Annotated in this window: 23 protein-coding genes and 1 riboswitch; of the genes, 18 read left to right on the forward strand and 5 right to left on the reverse strand. The window is 50.7% G+C overall.

The features are described 5' to 3' along the window. Positions 1-103 precede the first annotated feature (103 nt). Positions 104-736, forward strand: a complete 633-nt coding sequence (locus ABYK60_RS02715) for a LuxR C-terminal-related transcriptional regulator (protein WP_372870389.1) — start codon at positions 104-106, stop codon at positions 734-736. A 132-nt stretch (positions 737-868) separates the two neighbouring features. On the opposite strand, the gene ABYK60_RS02720 is transcribed toward ABYK60_RS02715, so the two are convergent. Then, positions 869-2,629 carry a M61 family metallopeptidase gene (locus tag ABYK60_RS02720; RefSeq protein ID WP_372870390.1) on the reverse strand — a complete coding sequence of 587 codons (1,761 nt, stop codon included), beginning with the start codon at positions 2,627-2,629 and terminating at the stop codon, positions 869-871. Positions 2,630-3,159: 530 nt separating this feature from the next. Between ABYK60_RS02720 and hinT the strand changes: the two genes are divergently transcribed. The 10 genes from hinT to ABYK60_RS02770 all read left to right on the forward strand — a co-directional run bounded on the left by hinT (position 3,160) and on the right by ABYK60_RS02770 (position 11,733). Next, positions 3,160-3,513 carry a purine nucleoside phosphoramidase gene (gene hinT, locus ABYK60_RS02725; protein ID WP_372870391.1) on the forward strand — a complete coding sequence of 118 codons (354 nt, stop codon included), beginning with the start codon at positions 3,160-3,162 and terminating at the stop codon, positions 3,511-3,513. A gap of 3 nt (positions 3,514-3,516) precedes the next feature. Beyond that, positions 3,517-4,506 (forward strand): PaaI family thioesterase, encoded by a 990-nt coding sequence (locus ABYK60_RS02730; RefSeq protein WP_372870392.1) that lies wholly within the window; start codon positions 3,517-3,519, stop codon positions 4,504-4,506. Between the two features lie 71 nt (positions 4,507-4,577). Then, entirely contained in the window at positions 4,578-4,976 is a 399-nt protein-coding gene (locus ABYK60_RS02735) for a YcfL family protein (RefSeq protein WP_372870393.1), read from the forward strand. Positions 4,977-5,142: 166 nt separating this feature from the next. Beyond that, positions 5,143-5,248: riboswitch (TPP riboswitch) on the forward strand. 49 nt (positions 5,249-5,297) lie between these two features. Continuing rightward, on the forward strand, positions 5,298-7,487 hold the full coding sequence (locus tag ABYK60_RS02740; RefSeq protein WP_372870394.1) for a TonB-dependent receptor: 2,190 nt from the start codon (positions 5,298-5,300) through the stop codon (positions 7,485-7,487). Between the two features lie 57 nt (positions 7,488-7,544). Beyond that, entirely contained in the window at positions 7,545-7,805 is a 261-nt protein-coding gene (locus ABYK60_RS02745) for a hypothetical protein (RefSeq protein ID WP_372870395.1), read from the forward strand. Between the two features lie 3 nt (positions 7,806-7,808). After that, the gene (gene pnuC / locus ABYK60_RS02750; protein ID WP_372870396.1) at positions 7,809-8,453 is read left to right on the forward strand and encodes a nicotinamide riboside transporter PnuC; all 645 of its coding nucleotides are present in this window, start codon (positions 7,809-7,811) and stop codon (positions 8,451-8,453) included. 2 nt (positions 8,454-8,455) lie between these two features. Continuing rightward, entirely contained in the window at positions 8,456-9,454 is a 999-nt protein-coding gene (locus ABYK60_RS02755) for a phosphotransferase (RefSeq protein ID WP_372870397.1), read from the forward strand. A 62-nt stretch (positions 9,455-9,516) separates the two neighbouring features. Then, positions 9,517-10,380 (forward strand): DUF6279 family lipoprotein, encoded by an 864-nt coding sequence (locus ABYK60_RS02760; protein ID WP_372870398.1) that lies wholly within the window; start codon positions 9,517-9,519, stop codon positions 10,378-10,380. An 86-nt stretch (positions 10,381-10,466) separates the two neighbouring features. Beyond that, positions 10,467-11,063: a DoxX family protein gene (locus ABYK60_RS02765; RefSeq protein ID WP_372870399.1), complete on the forward strand. Its 597-nt coding sequence runs from the start codon at positions 10,467-10,469 to the stop codon at positions 11,061-11,063. Positions 11,064-11,184: 121 nt separating this feature from the next. Continuing rightward, positions 11,185-11,733, forward strand: coding sequence for an NAD(P)H nitroreductase (locus ABYK60_RS02770; RefSeq protein ID WP_372870459.1), 549 nt, complete (start codon positions 11,185-11,187; stop codon positions 11,731-11,733). 159 nt (positions 11,734-11,892) lie between these two features. Here the strand turns inward: ABYK60_RS02770 and ABYK60_RS02775 are convergent, their stop codons facing one another. Both ABYK60_RS02775 and ABYK60_RS02780 read right to left on the reverse strand, forming a co-directional pair. Continuing rightward, complete coding sequence (locus tag ABYK60_RS02775; RefSeq protein ID WP_372870400.1) at positions 11,893-12,624, reverse strand: MBL fold metallo-hydrolase; 732 nt, start codon at positions 12,622-12,624, stop codon at positions 11,893-11,895. A gap of 15 nt (positions 12,625-12,639) precedes the next feature. After that, positions 12,640-13,251, reverse strand: a complete 612-nt coding sequence (locus tag ABYK60_RS02780) for a chemotaxis protein (RefSeq protein ID WP_372870401.1) — start codon at positions 13,249-13,251, stop codon at positions 12,640-12,642. A gap of 306 nt (positions 13,252-13,557) precedes the next feature. Between ABYK60_RS02780 and ABYK60_RS02785 the strand changes: the two genes are divergently transcribed. From ABYK60_RS02785 to ABYK60_RS02800, 4 genes are all read left to right on the forward strand, one after another. After that, entirely contained in the window at positions 13,558-14,067 is a 510-nt protein-coding gene (locus tag ABYK60_RS02785) for a GNAT family N-acetyltransferase (protein WP_372870402.1), read from the forward strand. Positions 14,068-14,254: 187 nt separating this feature from the next. Beyond that, positions 14,255-14,878 carry a 2OG-Fe(II) oxygenase gene (locus tag ABYK60_RS02790; protein ID WP_372870403.1) on the forward strand — a complete coding sequence of 208 codons (624 nt, stop codon included), beginning with the start codon at positions 14,255-14,257 and terminating at the stop codon, positions 14,876-14,878. A 119-nt stretch (positions 14,879-14,997) separates the two neighbouring features. Then, positions 14,998-15,597, forward strand: a complete 600-nt coding sequence (locus ABYK60_RS02795) for a GNAT family N-acetyltransferase (protein ID WP_372870404.1) — start codon at positions 14,998-15,000, stop codon at positions 15,595-15,597. A 65-nt stretch (positions 15,598-15,662) separates the two neighbouring features. Next, positions 15,663-16,064, forward strand: a complete 402-nt coding sequence (locus tag ABYK60_RS02800; protein ID WP_372870405.1) for a hypothetical protein — start codon at positions 15,663-15,665, stop codon at positions 16,062-16,064. A gap of 488 nt (positions 16,065-16,552) precedes the next feature. Here ABYK60_RS02800 and ABYK60_RS02805 read toward each other — a convergent pair whose 3' ends face one another. Continuing rightward, positions 16,553-17,341 (reverse strand): substrate-binding periplasmic protein, encoded by a 789-nt coding sequence (locus tag ABYK60_RS02805; protein ID WP_372870406.1) that lies wholly within the window; start codon positions 17,339-17,341, stop codon positions 16,553-16,555. 144 nt (positions 17,342-17,485) lie between these two features. Here ABYK60_RS02805 and ABYK60_RS02810 point away from each other — a divergent pair, with 144 nt between their 5' ends. Genes ABYK60_RS02810 through ABYK60_RS02820 form a run of 3 tightly spaced genes read left to right on the forward strand, consistent with a single transcriptional unit; the run spans position 17,486 to position 20,075 of the window. Beyond that, positions 17,486-18,547: a DUF2157 domain-containing protein gene (locus ABYK60_RS02810; protein WP_372870407.1), complete on the forward strand. Its 1,062-nt coding sequence runs from the start codon at positions 17,486-17,488 to the stop codon at positions 18,545-18,547. After that, the gene (locus ABYK60_RS02815) at positions 18,544-19,578 is read left to right on the forward strand and encodes a DUF4401 domain-containing protein (RefSeq protein ID WP_372870408.1); all 1,035 of its coding nucleotides are present in this window, start codon (positions 18,544-18,546) and stop codon (positions 19,576-19,578) included. Before ABYK60_RS02810 ends, ABYK60_RS02815 begins: the two co-directional genes overlap by 4 nt. Further along, complete coding sequence (locus ABYK60_RS02820; protein WP_372870409.1) at positions 19,575-20,075, forward strand: GDYXXLXY domain-containing protein; 501 nt, start codon at positions 19,575-19,577, stop codon at positions 20,073-20,075. Before ABYK60_RS02815 ends, ABYK60_RS02820 begins: the two co-directional genes overlap by 4 nt. A gap of 166 nt (positions 20,076-20,241) precedes the next feature. Here the strand turns inward: ABYK60_RS02820 and ABYK60_RS02825 are convergent, their stop codons facing one another. Beyond that, positions 20,242-20,829: a YiiX/YebB-like N1pC/P60 family cysteine hydrolase gene (locus ABYK60_RS02825; RefSeq protein WP_372870410.1), complete on the reverse strand. Its 588-nt coding sequence runs from the start codon at positions 20,827-20,829 to the stop codon at positions 20,242-20,244. Positions 20,830-21,176 lie beyond the last annotated feature (347 nt).

Here is a 21,176-nt window from a genome sequence, read left to right on the forward strand (position 1 = left end):
GGGGTGGATACAGTTGTTTGTTTGGTGTAACTTGTGCTTGTTCTGCTCGGAGATTGGCAGAGCATGCAGGTTGACCCAAATATTTACACGGAGGTTGGGCGTTATGTTCAAGATTATTCATTGGATGGTGGTGTCACGTTCACATTTGCTGGGTGACTTGCTGGATTGTCGTTGGCCCCAGGAGTTTTTGGTTAAATTGACCAAGGCTGAGCCTGAGGAAATGAGCAATAAATTACACCTCAGCCAAATTTCATTGGTGATAATCGATCTGGCATCTGTGGATATGCAAAAGGCGTATCAGCTTCAGAAGCATATCGAAAGAGAATATTTATCCGTTAAAGTGGTGTTTATTCACTTTCCACGTCAAACAGATGCGCGTTTTCTTATAAATGCTTCGGTTACAGCTGGGGTATTTTATTTTGATTCCAGCCTTGCACAAGTGGGTGAAGGGCTGAGTGAGATCCTCAAAGGCCGTCACCAAATCCCTGCCATGTTGCGTCGCAGTATGACTGGGCAACATGATGAAGAAGACAGCGATAAGCTGACCATTCGTGAGCGAGAGGTATTGCAGGCACTCCTGTCCGGCAATACCAATCAGGATATCGCCAACAGACTTTATGTCAGTGAAAGCACTATTAAAACACATTTGTACCGGGCATTTCGGAAAATTGGTGTATCCAGTCGTGGGCAGGCTATCGCGTGGGCTCAGACACATTTGCACGAAGTGCATGTATAAAGCGCTTGTATCTTACCTGGCATTAATGTCGGACGTAGTAATAGGCTTGCATTGACATAAATTAAAAAAGGCGTGATAGCGCCTTTTTTTAATTCCATACTTCTGCCTTTTAAGTAAGCCCGTCGGGGCGACTTAAATCCAACGGCTTGCCAACGTATTTTCCATTAAATGCAATGATACGGTATCCAGAGGCGCTTCCTGAAGCACCAGCGTTGCGGTATGGAGCTCGTCGCGGCGAAGGAAGTGAATATCCATTTCGTTGCCAACGGCATAACTTTCCAGTTGTTTCTCAAGTCCGGCACCCGCCTGCAAATAATCCACAGCAATCAGTAAATCACCTGCTGAAAGCCCGGCTTGATGGGCGCTGCCACCTTCTGCCACGGTTTGAATGCGCACGCCAACGGCTTCCGGTTTAAATTTTGCACCCAAACAGACCTTAAGAGTGTCGGGCGTTCCGCCACCGGTATCGCTTTGGCCTGAAGCAGGGCGCAGTTCCATCCGAACCCCAAATTCTGCCAGCAGTGGCTCGAGGGGCAGGTCATCTGTGTTATCCAAGTAGGCGAAAATGTCGCCAGCATCTCTGCCCAAAAGTTCACTCACCAGTTCAAGGTGACTGGCTTCTGTAGTGCCTGTGCCTGTAAGGCCAAAACGTTGCCACAAGAGTTGCATCAGAGAATCTATGTTTTTTTCACCGTCGGTTTCTTTGCGAAGTGTCAGGTCAAGATACAGCGCAAACAGGGCTCCTTTGGTGTAATAACTGACGATGGCGTTCTGGGCATTCTCATCCTGTTTGTAAAATTTGGTCCAGGCGTTGAAGCTTGAATCCCGCAGACTTTGCTTAAAGCGCCCTTTGCCGCGGTACACCCGGGTCATGGTTTCACTCAGCATATCCAGGTATGCCTCTGGGTTTACCCGTCCTGCGCGCAGGGTGAGCAGGTCGTCATAGTACGAGGTAATGCCTTCGTAGGCCCACAGCTGGCGGGTGTAGCTCTCGCTATCAAGGGCGTAAGGCAGAAACACCTCGGGCTTGATGCGCTTAACGTTCCAGTTGTGGAAATACTCGTGGCTGCAAAGGGATAAATAAGTGCGGTAGTCCTTGCTGACCGCTTCGTCCATGGTGAGCGGTAAGTCCTTGCGTGAGCACACCAGCGCGGTGGAATTTCTGTGCTCAAGACCGCCAAAACCGTTATCCAGTACCATGGTCATAAACAGGTATTCATCGAAGGGGGCGCTGCCACCAAACAGGCGGATTTGGGTTTCGCAGATGGCCTTGAGGTCGGCGCACAGCCTTGGCATATGGCAGCGATGACGTCCGGTCAGCACTATATGATGGGGCACGCCGCAGGCCTCAAAACTTGCCAGAGTGAAATCCCCCATCTCCACCGGATGGTCAATCAGGGCATCGTAATCATCGGCAATGAAGTCTCCGAAGTGCCATGCCTCGCCGCTTTGCCGTTTGAGTCCGGTGGCAAGGCGCCAGTGAGTAAGGTCAGGTAAATCAGGTGCCTGCATTGAAACCAGCAAAGGCTGCCCGGTTTGACCTTCCACTGCCAGAAACACGCTGGATCCATTGAAAAAGCCGTGGCTCATGTCCAGATGAGCACTTCGCACTGACATATCGAAAGCATACACCTGATACTGCACTGTCAATGGTGCGCCTTGGGCGCATGCCAGCTGCCAGCGCTGTTTATCGAGCTGATTGAAGGCAACAGCTGCGCCGTTTTGGCTGGCACGGATGGAGATCAGATTGCGGGCAAAGTCCCGGATCATATACGAGCCCGGGATCCAGGACGGCAGCGATAAAACCTGGTTTGCCGCAGGGGAAGGAATGTCGATGCTGACCTCAAACAGATGGGCTTTGGGATCGCTTGGAAGAATGCTGTAACGGATCATAATGGTTCCCGATGTTTAGGTGTTGTTGATCTTTTGTGGTTGTATTTTGTTCGAGATAAAAGCGTTTTAATCAAGGCGAGTCTTTGCCGCCTGGTGATTCTAAGCAAAGAGCGTTCGACGCAGAGTAAAACGCCTTTAGCCGAACCCTTCGGGCAGCGTTTGTGGATTCTTTCTCAGGCGTTATAGGCTTATCAGGTCGAATGACTACCTTTGAAATTCTCTGCCTTGTGTAAATAATCCTCAAATTGCTGCGATAATCAGCACGAAAGGTAAACAGCCCCCTGGAATGCTCGCATGCTGCCAAAAAAAGCAGGTGTTGGCAAAGTCTGCAAAAGACGTTCACTCTCTATAGAGGCTCATCCAAAAGACGCTTACCCAAATACCGTTGGCCTTGCTATCATAAGCCCATTGAATTTCTGGCAGAATGCCGAATCATTTTTTAGGGCAAATCTGTCTTTTGGAACAAACTGTCCTTTTAGGGCAACTTTGGGCAAGCCACTGGCAAAGCCTGGCAGCATATGGAGTTCACCATGGCCGAAGAAACCATTTTCAGCAAAATTATCCGTCGCGAAATCCCCGCCGATATCCTGTATCAGGATGAGCTGGTCACCGCTTTTCGGGATATAGCCCCCAAGGCGCCAACCCATATTCTGATTATCCCCAATCATCTTATCCCCACCGCCAATGATGTGAAGGCCTCTGATGAGCAGGCGCTGGGGCGTATGTTTACTGTGGCGGCCAAGCTGGCTGCTGAGGCAGGTATTGCCCAGAGTGGTTACCGTCTTATCATGAACTGCAACAGCGACGGCGGCCAGGAGGTGTACCACATTCATATGCACCTGGTGGGCGGCGAGCCGCTGGGCCCCATGTTGAGCAAGCGATAAGCCATGAAAGTAAATTCGGATTTTTTCCCGTTGACCACACTGGCCAAACGCTTTGTCAGTCAGTTGGCCCAGTGCCGCCGTCTTGGGATTGAGGTGCTTGAGGGCAGCGAGCACCATGTGCTGCTGCAGCTGCCTTATAGCTCAGCGCTGATTGGTTATCCTGATACCGGAGTAATTCATGGCGGGGTTATTACCACCTTGATTGATACTGCCAGCGGTACTGCTGTGGTGTGCGCCATCCAAGAGAAGTTCAGCACCCTGGAAATTTCTCCGACACTGGATTTGCGGGTGGACTACATGCGCCCAGCAGAACCGGGAAAGCCTGTGTACGCATTTGCAGAGTGCTACCGTTTATCAAACAATATCGCCTTTACCCGCGCCATTGCCTATCAGGACAGCATTGACGAGCCTATTGCCCATGCTGTGGGCTCATTTATGCGTATCAGCCCGGAAATGGTCGGTGAGCAGTTCCGCGGCGCCCTGCTTGAAGATGGCGTAGTACTGGGGCCGGAAGTGACCGAGCTTTCTCACTGTCCGGACGAAGCCACCCGCTCAGCGCCCATGGACGTCAAAGAAATCGTTCGCCGGGTCACCGAGCTTAATGACTTTGGTCATCTGTTGGAGCAAGTGCCTTACGCCCGCTTTATCGGCATGGCGGTTGAGCGCTTTGGCGATGAACTGGTATGCCGTTTGCCAGCGCGGGATGCCAACATCGGCAATCCTGTGCTGCCCGCTATTCATGGCGGCGTGATTGCCGGTTTTATGGAAATGTCGGCGATTGTACAGCTGATGGTGTTTATGCAAACATCCAGGGTACCCAAGGTGGTGGACTTTTCCATCGACTATCTGCGGGCAGGGCTGAACAAGGACACCTTTGCTGAGTGCATCATCACCCGCCAGGGGCGCAGAGTGGCCAATGTGAACATTAACTGCTGGCAAACCAACCGTAAGCAACTGATTGCCACCGCGCGGGCACACTTCCTTATCGACTGATAGCAAAGTTGATAAGCTTGGATTCAGCAAAGCCGTGGCACTCTGTTGAAATTAGTTAATCGGGAGGCAAGATGAAAAAAGGAATGACATTGATGCTGGCAGCCGTGCTGGCCATGGGCGTTGCCGGTTGTGCCAAGCACACCGCAGGCGTATCTGTGGCATCCAGCGGCGAAAGCCGAGTCGATAACGCTACGTTCAGCCGCGAAGTCTCGGTTTCAGATGTGCGCTTGATTGGCAGTGGTGATTTGCTTAAGGGCTCCGCCCTGATTTCAAGCAAAGTTTCCACGGATCTCAGATTGCAATACAAGTTCAGTTGGTATGACGCCCAGGGGCTGCTAGTGGAGGCTGAGGGTCAGAGCTGGCAATCGCTGAAATTGCATGGAATGCAGCAGCAACAGGTGAGCAGCGTGGCGCCCAATTCAAGTGCAAGTAGAGTGGAAATTTATGTGCGCAAGGCTTTTTCGAACTGATTCGTTGCGATTCGTGTAATAAAAACACCGGCATTGCCGGTGTTTTTTCTTTATGCCTTAACCCAACTGAATTCGCACCTGGTCACAAAATGGTGTCTGATGGCGCAATTTTCATCAAAGCCCTTGCAACAAAAGTATCATCTTTGACTTGGATGAGCGTATAATTGGCCGCGCCAAGGGGTGTCCGCCGCAGGCGGACTGAGATGTCCACCGACAAACCCTTAGAACCTGATCCGGCTGATACCGGCGTAGGAATGGGCCAACGATTTTCTTTGCCGCTCCGAGCTTGCCGGATCTCATACAGTTTTTGTTGAGGTCCCAATGTTTACACCACACCGCAGTTCCCGTTTTCCATTATGTAATCTGGCGCCGGTTGCGCTTGCCGTGGCATCAGTGATGTCGCCGGCTGCGTTTGCCAATGAAGCCGATTCAGATGAGCCAATTGAAGTGATGCTGGTCACCGCTGATTTCCGTGGTCTGGCGATTGAAAAAATCCCCTCCAGTGTCACAGTAATTGATGCGCAGCAGCTTGAGGATGAAGGTGCACAGCACTTTGAAGACATACTTGGCGCTGTGGCCAACTTCAACTGGTCCGGTGGCACCTCGCGCCCGCGTTATTTTCAAATTCGCGGCGTTGGCGAGCAGGAAGAATACAAGGGCGCACCAAACTCCTCTGTTGGCTACCTGATTGACGATATCGATCTGTCTGGTCTTGGCATGGTGTCGTCCATGTACGATATGCAACAGGCTGAGGTGCTGCGTGGTCCCCAGGGAACCCGCTATGGCGCCAATGCCCTTGCAGGCCTGATTTACCTCAAAAGTAACGACCCCACTGAGCAATTCGAGCATGGTGCTCAGCTCAGTCTGGGCTCGGATAATCTGCGTACCTTTTCCGGTTTCAGTTCCGGCCCCATGGTGGACTCGGGTGAGCTCTTGTATCGGGTGTCGCTGCAGCAGCATAACCAGGATGGTTTTCGCGACAACCTGTTCCTTAACCGCTCCGACACCAATGAACGTGACGAACTGAGCCTTAGAACCAAGCTGCGCTGGTACGCCAGCGACAATACCCAGGTGGACTTTACCCTGCTGCATGCCGATTTCGATAACGGCTATGATGCATGGACGCTGGACAATAACGGCTTTGATACCCTGACTGACAAACCGGGAGTGGATGCCCAACGTACCACCGGAGTTGGTCTTAAGGTCCATTATGATGGTTTCAAATCTGCCGAACTCACCTCGCTCACCAGCTTCGCCGGTACTGACCACAGGCACGCCTACGACGGTGACTGGGCTAACCCTGAGTATTGGGCAAGCCGAGAGTGTGAAGCCTATGACGACGACTGGAATGTGATTGGCACTGAGCCTTGCGTGTATGACTACACCTGGGATAAACGCGGTGATCGCACCACTGTATCCCAGGAATTCCGTCTGGCGAGTAAAGAAGAAGCGCGTATTTTTGCTGGCAGCACCGACTGGCTGCTGGGTGTCTACGGCATGCAGCTGAATGAAGACAACGATCTTGCTTCTTTTTATAACGGCTGGGCTGATGAAACACTGCGCTCTGAGTACGATGCCCGTAACCTGGCGGTATTTGGTCAGCTTGATACCGACTTCGGTGATGGCCTGAATCTGTCGGTGGGCGCCCGGGTTGAGCGCCGCGATGCCGAATATGTGGATGATGCCGGTGATGCCTTCAGCCCGTCAGAAACCATGTGGGGTGGGCATATCGCCCTTGGCAAGCAGCTTAATGACAGCCATAACCTCTATGGCCGTATTGCCCGAGGCTATAAGGCCGGTGGCTTTAACATGTCGCTGCCGCCAGAGTTTGCCGACAAGAAAGAGTTCGATACCGAAGTCCTGTATAACTACGAAATTGGTCTCAAATCCAGCTTCCTTGATGGCAACCTGGGCACCAACGTGGCGGTCTTTTTCATGGATAGGCAGGATCAGCAGGTATCCGCATCGCAGCAGGATCCAGAGCGGCCACAGCGTTTTATCCTGTTTACTGAAAATGCCGGCAGCTCAACCAACTATGGCGCCGAGCTCGATGCCAACTGGTACGCCACCGATAGCCTGCATTTCTATGGCAGTCTGGGCTATCTCAAGGCCGAATACGGTGATTACAGCTATCAGGACAAATATGGCAATACTGTTGACCTCAGTGGCCGTGAACTGGCCCATGCGCCAAACTGGACCTGGTCTGTGGGCGCTACCTGGCGCGGTGACAGCGGCTTTTTTGCCAATCTTAACGCCAACGGCAAGAGCAAGTTCTATTACTCTGACTCCAATGATTCGGTGTCACAGGCTTACTCTGTGCTAAATGCCCGCGCCGGATATGAAGGCGATAGCTGGTCTGTGTACCTGTGGGGACGTAACCTGCTTGATGAGCAATATGGCGTCCGTGGTTTCTATTTTGGTAATGAGCCGGACAACGGCTGGGCCGACAAGCAGTACATTCGCTACGGCGATCCGCGCAGTGTGGGTCTGACTGTCGATGTCAGACTCTGACACCTGCGTGATTCATTCGATTTTGCGGCGCCCGCGGGCGCCGATGGAGACAAGTAGATGAAACTTACCGCTGAAATCAGCATGTATCCGCTGCATGAAAATTATATTGAGCCCATTCGTTGGTTTATTGGTCGCCTCGACAGTTACCCGGGCATCACCCGTCGCACTAACGCTATGGCCACTCAGGTTCAGGGCGATTATCAGGAGGTGATGACCATGCTCGCCACGGAAATGCAAGCGGCACATGAACAGTTCGGTAAGGCCGTATTTGTGTGCAAGTTTATTGGCGGCGCCCTGGATTTGTCGCACTCGGAGTAACCCATGCAAGTGGAAAATTGGAGCTGGATTGGCGGCGCCCTGCACAGTGCTTTTGGTGAAATGCAGGCGTTGTCGGTATGGGAGGCTGTAGCTGTAGCGCTCGCTTTGGCGTACCTGCTGCTTGCCATGAAGCGCAATCGACTGTGCTGGGTGGCCGCTTTTGCCAGCACAGCCATTTATACGGTGCTGTTTTATGAAGTGGCACTGCTGATGGAGTCGGCACTCAACGTGTACTACATGGCGATGGCCGTCTATGGCTATTGGCTGTGGCAAAAGGATACAGACGATGAGCTCAAGGTCAGCAGTTGGTCGCTGTCACGGCATCTGCTTCTCATTGCAGTGACCACTCTGGTATCACTTGGCTGCGGTTATCTGATGGCCAACTACACGCAGGCTTCTTTCCCGTATCTGGATGCGGCCACCACCTGTTTTGCGGTCATGACTACTTATCTGGTTGCTAAAAAGGTATTGGAAAACTGGCTCTACTGGGTGGTGATAGATGTAGTGTCGATTTATCTTTATCTCAGCAAAGGGTTGATGATGACGTCACTCTTGTTCGTGCTCTACGTTGGGATGGCGGTTGCGGGATACTTTATCTGGCGTGCCGCGCTCGCTGAGCAGCGTGAGCCTGTACTTGCGCTCGGATAGTGATGAGCGAATCCGCTGATAACATCGAGTGCTACCCCTGGGAAACCCCGGGGGTAAGTGCTTTTATCTCGCAAGCCCTGGGTGGTGACGTATTGGCAATGGCCAATGTCAGCGCGTTGACTCAGGGACTCAGTAATGACAATGCCCTGATTGAAGCCAATGGCAGAGCCTGGGTGCTGCGTATTAATCGTGATGAAAGCAGCGCTTTTTGTCAGCGTGCCTTTGAAGCCGGTAATTGGCAATTGGCGGCGAGGGCAGGGCTGGCACCGCCACTGCTTGCAATTAGCGACGATGGTCGCTGTTATTTGTCCCACAGGCTTGACCACGGCGACTGGCCGGAAAAATACGCCGAAATTCCTGCCTCTGGTTTCAGGGGCTTGGCAAGCAGTGATGAAGGAAAATGGCTCGGCGCTCCTGTGGATAGCGCTCAAGCTGATGCCCGCCTGTTACTTGCATTGCTCAAAGGATTACAGCAGTTACCGCTGCCAGCTAACGCCAAGGGTTTTACTGAGCAGTGGCAGGATTACCAGCGGGCACTGGATTCTGGTTTGCCCCAGTGGCAATACTGTGATGAATGGCGGCGGGCGCAAATGCAGCTGGCGTCATGTGCCTGGGACATTCAAGCCGCGTTGGAGCGAATTGAGCGCAAGCCGCTAAATTTTCAGTACAGTCATCGCGATCTGACGCCCCATAACCTGCTCTGCCACGGTGGCAAGCTGTATTGCATTGACTTTGAATATGCCTGTGCATCCCACCCGTTGTGGGATCTCGCCACCGTGCTGGCATCCCATCGGCTGACTGCCGATGCCCAGACGGCGCTGGTTCATGCGTATCTGGATTTTCACCCACAACTCGACCAACGCGATGCCCCCCTCATTGTTGATGCTGTTGCCCTGCATTGGTATTTTGGCGCCATTTGGGCGCTGTTGATGGCGGGGCAAAGTGGAGACAACAATTATCTTTCCTGGTTTCACAGATACTTACAATTAGCGAACAGTTGAGACATTTTCAGCTCCGGCCACCCTTGGTAACCTTGAAACAGACTGATGTGGAAGGATCCTCAATGAAATCTCGAGCCATTATTACCCTGATGCTGCTGTTTACGCTGGCGGCCTGTTCCACCAAGATGAGCTACTACTTCCTCGACTGGGCCATTGAATGGCAGCTGGACGATTATGTCAGCCTGAACAAAAGTCAGCAGCAGGCGTTCGACAAGGTGCTGGATGAGTTTATTGTCTGGCACCAAAAAGAAGAGTTGCCGCGTTATGTGGCGCAGCTGGACAACCTTAAAGCCCAGATGCAATCCAATACCCTTACGCCCGCGCTGTGGGCTGAGCATGTTAATTATGCCCAGTCCCATTGGTTCAGGTTGTTCGACCATGTGTTCGACGGTATTTTGCCGATTATTCAAAGTCTTTCAGATGAGCAGGTTGATGAACTGATTGCCCAGCTCAGGAAAGATGAAGCGGAAACGGTGGCCGAGTATGCCGGTAAGAGTCAGGCCGAGTTGGTTAAAGACTCGGATAAACGCCTCGAAGAGCGGGCCGAAAAGTGGCTTGGCAAAGTAAGCAACAAGCAGAAAGCGATGATCCATGACTCCAACACCACCCGGCTGGCAACGCTGGATATGTGGCTTGAGTACCGCCACGAATGGCTCAGGCAGTTCGAGCAGGCGCTCAGGCAGCGCAGCGATACCGAGCAGCTCGCCAGCCGTTTGCGCCAGTTGATGACGGCACCGCATACCCTGCGCTCACAGGCGCATCAGGACGCTATCCGTCTGAATCAGGAGAACTTTGGTCGCCTCGTGATGGACATCTACCGCGATCTGTCTGATAAACAACGTAAGAAACTGTGGCGTGAATATGATGCTCTCACCGTTGACCTGCGTGAGTTGGCTTTGGAGGCGGCGGACAGTTCCGGTCAATAACAGACTTACGCCGAAATAAACTGTTGCAACATCGGGTCTTCATAACATAGCCACTTTTCATACGTCTCCTTGGCTGAGAGGAACCCATGCTGCAACTTATTCAAAAGCTCAACACCCAGGGCCGTCATATTGGCGACGCCCTTGCCCCTTTGGCACTCAGGCTCTATCTGGCACCGGTACTGATGCAGGCCGGTTACAACAAGTTGGCACACTTTGAAGATACTGCCGCCTGGTTCGGTAATCCAGATTGGGGATTGGGACTGCCTTTTCCGTCGCTGATGGCGGGCCTTGCCGCCGGAACAGAGTTTTTTGGTGCCATCCTGTTGATCCTTGGACTGTTTACCCGCCTTATTTCGATTCCACTGATGGTAACCATGTTGGTGGCCGCTTTTACCGTGCACTGGCAAAATGGCTGGCTTGCCATTGCCGACCCCTCCAGCTGGCTTGCCAATGACCAGGTGATGCAGTCCGCCGAGCGTTTGTCCCGTGCCAAAGAGATATTGCAGGAATACGGGAATTACGACTATCTCACCGGCAGTGGCAACTTTGTGGTGCTCAATAATGGTATCGAGTTCGCCATCACTTATTTTGCCATGTTGCTGGCGCTGTTCGCCCTGGGCGGTGGCCGCTACACCAGTATCGACTGGTACGTGGGCAAGCGTTTTGGCCTGACCAGAGACTGATGCAACAGGGCTTGCCAAGCCCCTGCCATGGACATCCCAACAATCCCGTACGCCTGTGGCGGCGGGATTTTTGTGTTTTTCATGCTATGCTGGCGCCATGCATGATAAAGAGGATAAATCATTGGATGCCTTAACCTTATTGACGACCCGCCAGTCCTGTCCACGGCTGTTGGCCCCGGCGCCGGATGCAGCGCAGCTGAAGCTTATTCTGGATGCAGCGGTGCGGGTGCCAGATCACGGTGCCCTCAATCCATGGGAGTTTATTATTGCACAAGCTGAGGGTCTTTCGCGGCTCGGGGAAATCTTCGCCGAGGCAGCAAAAGCCAACGGTGGCGATGAGGCGTTTTTAAGTAAGGCCGAAGGCATGCCCAAGCGGGCGCCCATGGTGATCACCGTCGTTGCCAAGACTCAGGCGCACCCCAAGGTGCCTGTACTTGAGCAGCAAATTGCCGCAGGCTGCGCTGTCATGGCGATGCAGCAGACTGCCTTTGCTTTAGGGCTGGGCGGCATCTGGCGCACCGGTGACTTTGCCTTTGATCGCAAAGTGCATCAGGCGCTTGGGCTTGGAGATGATGACCAGATAGTCGGCTTTTTGTACTTGGGTACCCCCGCGGTAGACGCGCCTATCAAGGCGCCGCGGGATCCAAGCCCTTACGTGCGCTACTTGTGATTAACCTGCAAAGCGGCTAATACGTCCGCTGATTGCCATTCATGGGCATGCAAAGGCTAAAGAACAGTAGCTATAGGTCTCAACACACTAACTCCGGTGTTGGTGACAATAAAAAAGGCCCGTGTGGGCCTTTTTTATTGGGGTAAGAACACAGTTCTTTTACAGGGCGATGCCCACTTCCAGCGTATCGAACCAGTCGAGAAATTGTTTTACCTGATGGCCTTTGAAAATTCGCCCGTGTTGGGGGCACATATACTGAATGTCCAAATCGCGCATGCGGCTGACCCAATTGCTTTTGGCGCGGTTTGATGGCATCCAGCGGCGGTGGAAATACTCCATTTTGCTTACGTGAGTGGCAAAGTCATCCACAAAAATATCGGCTTCGGCGGGCTCAAGCGCAGCACCTATGTCTCCCGACATCAGCACTTTGGCAACTGGGTCGTACACGTGGAAGTTACCCGAGGCATGCAGATAGTGCGCCGGAATAAATTGAAGTTCCACTTCGCCGACCAGCAGTTTGCCACCTTTATCTTTGATGGGCTCGTAGCTGATGTTGTTCATGCCGAAATGGCGGATAAAGCCTTCCCACAACCAGGGGGCAAACAATTTGGCCTTGGGCAGAGTTTGATCCCATAGCCCCAAAGATGAAATGATGTCGGGATCCTGATGTGAGGCGAACAGGTATGTGAGCTGTTCCAGCGGCAGATGGCGGACCAGGCTGGCTAACATGGGGGCGAACAGCTCAATGCCACCGGGATCCATCAGCAGCGATTGATTGCCGCTTTGTACCAGATACTGGTTGGTATCGATTATTTTTTCGTTCTTTTCAGGATCGCGACCAAAATACAGCCACTTATGTGTCGGCGTCTCTACCAGTAATTGGGTCTTCATGGTTAATCCTTAACGTCAGTGATAATCAAACAGGCGAATGGCAGTATCCACACGTCCACGAATCTGTGCCGCAACCGTATCGACTTTATTGGCAACATCCACAAAAATTGCCTGGAATTTGCCATCGACGCGGCAGGCTTCTACGCGGCAAATGCTGGCAAGGGCATTGGCGCTGCGAAGGTTTTGTTTTAAGTCAGTCAATTGCACCTGCATTTTGCCAAGCACCTGATTGAAATCGCTCTGTAGCCTGGCGTAGTTATCTTCGGTGGTGTAGATGGCGTTTTTCATGCTGTCAGCGTAGGCTGCATTGATGGCTTTATCCCGGGCGGCATGGAAGTAGCGCAATGCGGTTTCTGTTCTGGCCGTCTGGGTTGCAAGTTTGCTTGCTTGTTTTGCCAATAGGTTAATTTCATTGGCAGCACGTTTTGTGTAAACAGCGAGTTCGTCTATGTAGTGAGTTAACGCCTTGAACCCCAATGCGGCACTGCCAATCCGGCTTGAGGCGGCCTGAGCATTACTGGCGGTGAGATTAATCTCTTTACAGTAGGCGAGGGTATGGTTCAGCTCAGCGGCAACCATGGCGGCCGTAACATAGTAAGGTCGACTTCCCCGTGAAGACGTTTTCATAGCTGTTCGTACTCCTGTTGATCACCATATCCATACTCAGGAAACAACGTCGGCACGTTACACTGATTGTGCCCTGCGGCCAGCCATTCACAATGCCGCCCGAGCTATGTACATTCGCATATCTGTGGCCTGTAGGTTTGCTGTTGTATTGGCACTAACAAGGCTGTCAAATGTTGGTGCTAAACGGTTTAAAGTATAGTCACAGTTACGGTTTTTGCATGAAAGCCAGAGTAGCGCCTCAATAAATTTTCATTGCAATATTCGGGCGAGCGGGGTGATGATTTATCACTCAGCCAAGGAGGCAGAATGCAACCCTTTCAGACAAAACGACTCGCTTTGCGCGAATTTTCACAAGAAGACTGGCCAGAAATGCTGGCCTTGCTCAATACAGCGGATTTTATTCAGAATATCGGTGACAGAGGTATCAGGGATGAGCAGGGCGCACGTAAATATCTGCTTGATGGGCCGATAAAAAGCTACCGGGAACATGGGTTTGGCTTGTGGCGGGTATCGCTTGTTGAGAACGATGTTTTCATCGGAACTTGCGGCCTTATCAGACGTGATACCTTGCCGGAAGTGGATATAGGATACGGCTTGTTACCCGCCTACTACGGCAAAGGATATGCTGTTGAAGCCGCGGCGGCATGTGTTGCCAGGCGCGGAGAATTTGGCATTGATGGCTTGGTGGCGATAGTGACAGAAGCCAACCTGCCTTCAAGACGATTGCTTGAGAAAATCGGCCTTACATTGTCACATCAGATCCAGTTTGGTGAGCCTGCGGAGGATTTGTTACTTTATAAGCTTGTAACGGATTGAAATTGTGCGGTTTATTTTGATTGCTAACCACCCGGTTCTATCCTAGAATTTGCACGTTTTCCGGGGCAAAGGTTGGCATACTGCCTTTGCCGTATTGACGCCCTACCTCGAAAAATTGGCTCACTTTTCTCTCCTTTCGGGCCCTTGAGTACAGCGAAAGCGTAGCTTTTGTTTGGATCTTGCAATCATGGTTTGTAAGTTCAATGAGTCTGTACTCGATGAAGTAGCAGACAAGCTTGTTGATCGCGGTTATGTCTGCATCGATGACTTATTCGACTCTGAGTTGGTGACTGGACTCCGCCAGAAGGTATTCAGTCAGGCTGACGTTACATTTAAACCTGCCTGCATCGGCAGAGGGCATGAACAGCATCGTAATACCGATGTCCGCCGCGACAGCATTCGTTGGTTGGAACCGGGCTGCACTACTGACAATGGTTACTTAAGTCTGATGGACTCCCTTAAAGACGGGCTTAATAGGCGCTTGTTTATGGGACTGTTTGACTACGAAAGCCACTATGCGCTCTATCGTCCCGGTGCGTTTTACAAAAAACATGTGGATGCACTGAAGGGAAGTCAGAACCGTATTCTCACGACAGTGTTTTTTATGAACCCGGATTGGCAGGCATCTCACGGGGGCTTTTTGAATCTCTATGATGAGCAGGATAATCTGCTGGAAAATATTGCTCCTCAAGCGGGTCGCCTGGTGATTTTTTTATCTGAGCGTTTCCCCCATGAAGTCTTGCCTACCACTGTTGACAGGGCGAGTATCGCAGGATGGTTCAGGGTTGCCGGCAGCCAGCACGGGATTTGATCCTCACTCTTTTTTTGGGGAATGGGTGCAGCAACTGGCAGATTATTGCTAATAAAAGGCATGAATTTCAGCCTCGTGTTTGATACAACTTCGGGACGATTATCTTCCAGGGATTGAATATGTCAGACACACTTTCATCATCGCTTGTTGGTGAACTCGTGATTTTGGAACCGGTTAGCCTTGATCACGTGCCCGCTCTGCAGGCAGCCGTAACCGATGGCAAGCTGTGGGAGCTGTGGTACACCAGTGTGCCCGAGCCGGACGCGGTACAGGCTTATGTGGAAAAGGCTCTGGCACAACAGTTGGACGGCTCGGCCATTCCTTTTGCGGTGCGCTCCCGTGCCAGCGGACAGATTGTGGGTGCGACCCGCATCTGCAATATTGAACCTGAAAATCGTCGTATGGAGATTGGCTATACCTGGTACGGGCAAAGCGCTCAGCGCACCGGCATCAATGCTGAGGCAAAATTGCTCATGCTGGAATATTGCTTCGAGACATTACATGCCATCGCGGTGGAGTTTCGAACCCATTGGCACAATCATGCATCAAGACAAGCAATTGCCCGCTTGGGCGCAAAGCAGGATGGGGTGCTGAGAAATCATAAAATTCTCAAAGATGGCACCATTCGGGATACGGTGGTGTTTTCTATTCTCAATTCCGAGTGGCCGGTGGTTAAGCAGGACTTGTGTTTCCGTCTTGCCAGACACGCAAATACCTGAAATAACTTGATTACAGGGCGTTCGTCCGGTAGTTTTTCCAAAAAACTTTGAGGGAAATCACACTTATGTCCATCAAAAAACAGGCGTTGCTGGCTCTGGCTCTGATGATTACCGCTGGTGCAGCCCAGGCCGATGATGCCGAAAAGGCGCTGGCCGGTGAGTTGCTGGATTGCGCCGCCTATTATCAAATCAGCTCTGAGGCTATTGCCGCCATGAATGCGCCTCAAATGCAGGCTGTGGGCGAACGTCTCAAGCAGTCTGGAGCCGACGCCTACGGGCTGGCGGGTAAGTATTTTGGCGAGGGGGATTTGGCCGCAGCACTGCAGGCCGCCCGTGACAAACAGATTGCCTCCATGGCGGGTTCTTCCAGTCTGGGTAATCTGATGGCCAAGTATAAGGAGAGTTGCAAGGTGCTGTTGGCAGACCCGGAGAGTCGTCTTGCCTATTGGCAGATGGCGACCATGTAAGACCTATCCTTGATTTATATGAAACGCCTCGTTGGGTTTATCCAACGGGGCGTTTTATTTATTAGAGTATGGAGCGCGGAGCCGTATCCATCTCATGAGGTTTTTACCGGATCCCGCTGGTGTGGTTAACTTGTTTGCTCATGGTAATTTCCCTGATTTCGGGCTCAGACGTTAACCTGCCACATTGATTGATGGCGCGGTGAGATGGCAAACCTCATAAGATTAATGTTCACAACAAGGTGGTGCTGGATTTATTTTTTGAAATCACAGCCTGTTTAAACACAGGGCGTCACTTTGGAGTACATTGATTGAGTCGACTGTTACTCAGTGGTGCAAACCATAAATACCAAGGTGTTTGCCGATGGTATGCCGATGTGGTTTGTTAAGGAAGGTGCGAATGAAGCCATTCTTGCTCTGCGTGAGTTCACAGCAGTATAGATGCGCGGCACTGCTTGCAGCGAATGACAAGGCGTTTTCGACTGCTTTCCTTAACGCTGCTTCAGGTAATATTTGTTCAAAATGTCCGCAAAAGTTCCTTCAGATTCGAGTTGCCCTATCAGTAGTTGCAGTTGCTCTTTGGCTATTCGGCTTTGCGGATGGATGAGTGCGGCATGTTGGTACTGCTGATCCCAGCGGGATGAAATAAAAATTCGCTCGGCTTTCTGTGGATTTTGGCCCAGGTACCAATTCAGGAACGACTGACTGACTGGAGAAACATCACCCCGTTCAAGTAACAGGCCTTCAATGGCGGCTTGGGTGTCAGGTACCAGGGCGGCCAGAAAATCATGCTTCAATTTGGCCTCGTCGGTTTCAAACCCCACTATCCGATAATGGTAACCACGAACCAGGAGTAGGCGCTTTTGTTGCAAATTATCAAAATAACCCTCTGCCGCGGCCTGAGGTTTCAAACCGATAAATACTTCTCCATCTTCTACGTTAAGCGGAAGGACAGATTTTGCTGTATTTTCCCATCCCCACTCGGGGCTTTCAAAAAATAGCAAATCGAATCTGTGACGGGAAAAGGCTTCATAACGGTTGGAAACACTGGTAGGGACGAAACTGAAATTATACTGGCTTTCCAATTCGTTGAGTGCTTCAACCATCTCCGGCACAACGCCTGTATAACCGGAAGAGTTAACCACCACATAGGGGGGAAATGAGTATCCCCCAACAGTGACATTAATTTTATTGTCGTCCGTTGCATGGCAAATGCCTGTGACAAGCCAGAGTACCGGTAACCAGTACGCCAGTATGGTAGGGTAATTTTTTTTGCTCATTCAAGGGCCTTATGGCAATGTCAATTCAACAGCTGATAAGTTTACTTGCGATATGCAGATATCAAAAATAAGCAATTAGGCGAATTTACACCAGCAAAATAATCGACTTTCGACTTTACACCATGATAGGTGGCAGGTAGGCAGATGAAACATCTCTTTCCGGATAAAGAATCTGATGCGGCAAAGCTTGCAGCCTGGCTTGAGCAAGGCAAGGTCCGTAAGCATGCGGCAGCTGATGCATGGGCGTTGGCTGATGATGCCTCCAACACAGCTCCTCAAGATTGGCTGGCAAGGTTTTCCGTGGTTGGTATCTATCTTGGCGCGCTGTCGTTTGCGGTGGGAGTGATTTTCTTCTTTGCCTACAATTGGGATTATCTGCATCGTTTTATCAAATTTGCGCTTATAGAGTCGGCGTTACTCTTAATTCTTGCGGGTCTTTACCGGTTTGGTAAACGAGACTGGCCTTGGGGCATTCCTGCGGCACTTATGTTGCTTGATTTATTGGTTGGCGCCTTGTTGGCATTGTCGGGGCAGGTTTATCAAACCGGTGCGGATCCCTGGCAGCTGTTTGCAATCTGGTCTGCTTTTTCTCTTTTTCCGGCGTTTGCGTATCGCAATGATTTACTTTGGTGCGCGGCGATACTGCAGGCCAATCTGGCGCTGTGGCTGCATTTTCAGGCTCTGGGACGATTTTTTGTATTTGATTGGAGCGCTGACACCATGTTGCTGGTTGCTGCGATCGCTAATCTGTTGCTTCATCTTTTGGTTAACCAGCGTCAGCGACTGGCTAATCGGCAGGTAAAGCTGCTCCTGGCTGATGGGCTGTTATTAACGCTGGGAGTCGGTCAGCTTGCATTATACGCAGGCATGAAGGTAATGGGCGATGTATTGGACCCAGAGCATAGTATTCATGGCGTCGCAGGCGTGACCTCAGGTCTCGTTATCCTGTTTTTTCCGGTATTTTTATACTATCGCCGGCTGCAAATTTATGTGTTGGGCTTGGGGATGTGGGGCTTTGGTGCCATAGCGGTATTCAGCTGTGTGCTGGGCAGACTCTTATTTGAAATAGATGACCCCGTTGGTGGCTTTTTACTGGTTGGACTATTCATTGTTGGCAGCAGCAGTGCGCTGACTGTCTATTTACGACGCCTGATAAATACCGGTCAGGGGGAGCTTGTTACAAGGCTGCAGGAGTCGAAAAGATGAAGCATGCAGATTTTCGACAGCAACTGCTCGGTGCCGGACTGCTGCAAGACGCTACTGACAGCCCACACCAGCCACTGTGGCTTGCTTTGTTTACCGGACTTGCCGGTTGGTTTGCGGCGTTGTTTTTTTTGGCATTCTCCATTGCTCTGATTGATGGTTTCACTCCCTTTGATGGGGCACATTCGATAGGTGTGGGCATGGTATATGGCGCGATTGCTCATTATGTATACCGCCGTGCCGGACATCTGGAATTTATGCTCCAATTCGGGTTTGCGGTGAATATTGCCGCGATGGCCGCCATCATCTTGGGCTTGCACCGATATTTCAGCGGACACAGTGCTGGTTTTTACCTGATTGGGATAGGCGTGTTACTGACTAACGCCTGGTTTGTCCGTTATGGCGTGGATGCACTGGTTTCCCTGGGCGCAGCACTGGTGTTGGCCGGATTAGCTTTTGAAGAAGCCCGGATGTTGGCATGGTATATGCCGATATTGCTGCTGATGTTGGTGATATTCAGTGGCATCTGTCTATCCTCCTGCCCGTGGCAACTGCGGGTCCACCCTTTTGCAAGACGTTGTCAGCATGCGTTGTTTGTCTCAGTCCTGTTGCTGCCATTGTTGCTTGATAACAGTCTGATGTTTGGTGACCAGCAGATGTTGCGACATGGTGTTGCTGCGGATGCGTTACAGTGGGATCTATGGGTTTCCACTTTGCTGTTTATGCTGTTGTGTGCGGCGACTTTTCGGCGAATCCAGGTGGGTCTGGGTCTGGCACTGATATTGGTCATCGGGATTGCCGGCGTATATTGGTACTTTCCGGGGTTGGCCTTGGCCATCGGGCTTTGGCTTCTGGGATGGCTGTTGAGAGAGCGGCATTATGTGGCATTGTCGTTGTTGGCGGTAGTGGGGTATTTCTTTGCCTATTACTATGAGATGTCTCTCAGTTTGCTGGTGAAGTCCGTTGTATTGATGCTTTTAGGTATTGCTATGGCGTTGGCTGGCATTTATTGCAAAAGAAGGAGCGTGCAATGACGGCGCCAAAAGGCTTTTGGATCTGTTTTTTGGCGACCCTGTCATTATTGATAGTGGTTAATATGGACATTGTTAAAAAAGAGCGGCAGTTGGCTCAGGGTACTGTTGTTCGTGTTGCGCTGGCACCGGTAGATCCCCGCTCATTAATGCAGGGGGATTATATGGCGCTGAGTTATGCTCTGGAGGATGGCATTCAAGCCGCGTTGACACAAGATGAACTAACACGGAATATCGATGGATATTTTTGGGTAAGTCTTGACGACAGGCAGGTTGCGCATTTTATTGCCATAGACAGGGGGGCGTTGGCACCCGAGCATGCATTGAGGTTGCAATTTCGACAGCGGGAAAGGACAGTGAAATTGGCAAGCAATGCATGGTTTTTTCAGGAAGGCCAGGCAGCCAGATTTGCCCTTGCCCGATACGGGGAGTTTCGTCTTGGAAGCGATGGCAGCTTGTTGTTAGCGGCGTTATTGGATGAGAAATTAAATCGGCTTTAATCTCAGTTCGTTATGAATGGCATATTGACTGGCACATGAAGTTCTATCGCAGCAGATTCATATTTCACTGATTTAAGTCATTGCTATATAAGATGTATTAGTTGATCGCGGTTTTAATGCGCAGAAGTTATCCGTCGTTGGTATGTGCGGTTTTTAGCCCTCTGCGCTAAATTTCATCCCTGGGTAACGAATCATACAAAACAGTACCCCATAAATAGAGTTCGCCTGGCTTTACTACGGATGGGAATTTCTCTTTGCCACTGAACCACTGGCTATATATATGCACCGCTAGCTCACTACAATAATATTTATCTGGATGATTGACTCCGACAGTCCCCAAAAAATCATAATCACTGCCAACGAGGCTTTCAGCGTTTTTCCATGCAAGCTCTGCGTTTTCTACCGTTTTCCATCTTGGGCGGATAATGATAAGACGATAAGATTTATCTATAAACTCATCTATGTTTGAAAAATGAATACCTTGTCCATCAGCCTCTACCACCATCTGCGTTTCATGATTTATGATGCCTACATGACTTATGGGGAGCCCAGTGGCGTTGGCAACCAAATTGTCGGTGGAGTGGTAGCCCCTTATGACCAGCCAATCGCCGGTTTTTGCGATATCCAAAACGCTTTTTTTAATGATTTCGCTTTGTTTATCATGATTCTCTTTATCAATAATGCTGACCGTGGTTCTGGCCATGCAAGCTGTAAGCGTAATAATAGCGACGATCAGCAGAATCGATTTTTTCAAAATGAACATACCAAATAAAATTTTGGGTGATAATGTACACAAAACTGACAGCGTCAGCTAGGTTTATCAGCTTTTGTGGATTTTATCCAGTAGATTTATCAGCTCTGTTAACATAGTAAATAAATTCCTTGGTGTTGTGGTTAAGATATTGTCTTATGATTCTGATATGTTTTTTCAGGTATTTATATTTCGTATAAGTAATTATTATTGATTGGGTATTTAATTTTTTTAAAAGTGAGCTATCCAGCTTTTAGTAGATGTTATGTATTTCTTTTGGCATTGAGAATGGGAGTAAAGGCTTTTATTTTTGGGTATATGCTAACAACCGGTGCAATAATCGCCTGAAT

It is taken from the genome of Shewanella sp., from assembly GCF_041630135.1.
In the GTDB taxonomy this organism is placed as follows: domain Bacteria; phylum Pseudomonadota; class Gammaproteobacteria; order Enterobacterales; family Shewanellaceae; genus Shewanella.

What these genes read in the sequence shown, in the direction of transcription:
- ABYK60_RS02715 (WP_372870389.1), top strand. Translation starts at nt 104, where the DNA reads ATGTTCAAGATTATTCATTGGATGGTGGTGTCACGTTCACATTTGCTG.
- ABYK60_RS02720 (WP_372870390.1), bottom strand. Translation starts at nt 2,629, where the DNA reads ATGATCCGTTACAGCATTCTTCCAAGCGATCCCAAAGCCCATCTGTTT.
- hinT (WP_372870391.1), top strand. Translation starts at nt 3,160, where the DNA reads ATGGCCGAAGAAACCATTTTCAGCAAAATTATCCGTCGCGAAATCCCC.
- ABYK60_RS02730 (WP_372870392.1), top strand. Translation starts at nt 3,517, where the DNA reads ATGAAAGTAAATTCGGATTTTTTCCCGTTGACCACACTGGCCAAACGC.
- ABYK60_RS02735 (WP_372870393.1), top strand. Translation starts at nt 4,578, where the DNA reads ATGAAAAAAGGAATGACATTGATGCTGGCAGCCGTGCTGGCCATGGGC.
- ABYK60_RS02740 (WP_372870394.1), top strand. Translation starts at nt 5,298, where the DNA reads ATGTTTACACCACACCGCAGTTCCCGTTTTCCATTATGTAATCTGGCG.
- ABYK60_RS02745 (WP_372870395.1), top strand. Translation starts at nt 7,545, where the DNA reads ATGAAACTTACCGCTGAAATCAGCATGTATCCGCTGCATGAAAATTAT.
- pnuC (WP_372870396.1), top strand. Translation starts at nt 7,809, where the DNA reads ATGCAAGTGGAAAATTGGAGCTGGATTGGCGGCGCCCTGCACAGTGCT.
- ABYK60_RS02755 (WP_372870397.1), top strand. Translation starts at nt 8,456, where the DNA reads ATGAGCGAATCCGCTGATAACATCGAGTGCTACCCCTGGGAAACCCCG.
- ABYK60_RS02760 (WP_372870398.1), top strand. Translation starts at nt 9,517, where the DNA reads ATGAAATCTCGAGCCATTATTACCCTGATGCTGCTGTTTACGCTGGCG.
- ABYK60_RS02765 (WP_372870399.1), top strand. Translation starts at nt 10,467, where the DNA reads ATGCTGCAACTTATTCAAAAGCTCAACACCCAGGGCCGTCATATTGGC.
- ABYK60_RS02775 (WP_372870400.1), bottom strand. Translation starts at nt 12,624, where the DNA reads ATGAAGACCCAATTACTGGTAGAGACGCCGACACATAAGTGGCTGTAT.
- ABYK60_RS02780 (WP_372870401.1), bottom strand. Translation starts at nt 13,251, where the DNA reads ATGAAAACGTCTTCACGGGGAAGTCGACCTTACTATGTTACGGCCGCC.
- ABYK60_RS02785 (WP_372870402.1), top strand. Translation starts at nt 13,558, where the DNA reads ATGCAACCCTTTCAGACAAAACGACTCGCTTTGCGCGAATTTTCACAA.
- ABYK60_RS02790 (WP_372870403.1), top strand. Translation starts at nt 14,255, where the DNA reads ATGGTTTGTAAGTTCAATGAGTCTGTACTCGATGAAGTAGCAGACAAG.
- ABYK60_RS02795 (WP_372870404.1), top strand. Translation starts at nt 14,998, where the DNA reads ATGTCAGACACACTTTCATCATCGCTTGTTGGTGAACTCGTGATTTTG.
- ABYK60_RS02800 (WP_372870405.1), top strand. Translation starts at nt 15,663, where the DNA reads ATGTCCATCAAAAAACAGGCGTTGCTGGCTCTGGCTCTGATGATTACC.
- ABYK60_RS02805 (WP_372870406.1), bottom strand. Translation starts at nt 17,341, where the DNA reads ATGAGCAAAAAAAATTACCCTACCATACTGGCGTACTGGTTACCGGTA.
- ABYK60_RS02810 (WP_372870407.1), top strand. Translation starts at nt 17,486, where the DNA reads ATGAAACATCTCTTTCCGGATAAAGAATCTGATGCGGCAAAGCTTGCA.
- ABYK60_RS02815 (WP_372870408.1), top strand. Translation starts at nt 18,544, where the DNA reads ATGAAGCATGCAGATTTTCGACAGCAACTGCTCGGTGCCGGACTGCTG.
- ABYK60_RS02820 (WP_372870409.1), top strand. Translation starts at nt 19,575, where the DNA reads ATGACGGCGCCAAAAGGCTTTTGGATCTGTTTTTTGGCGACCCTGTCA.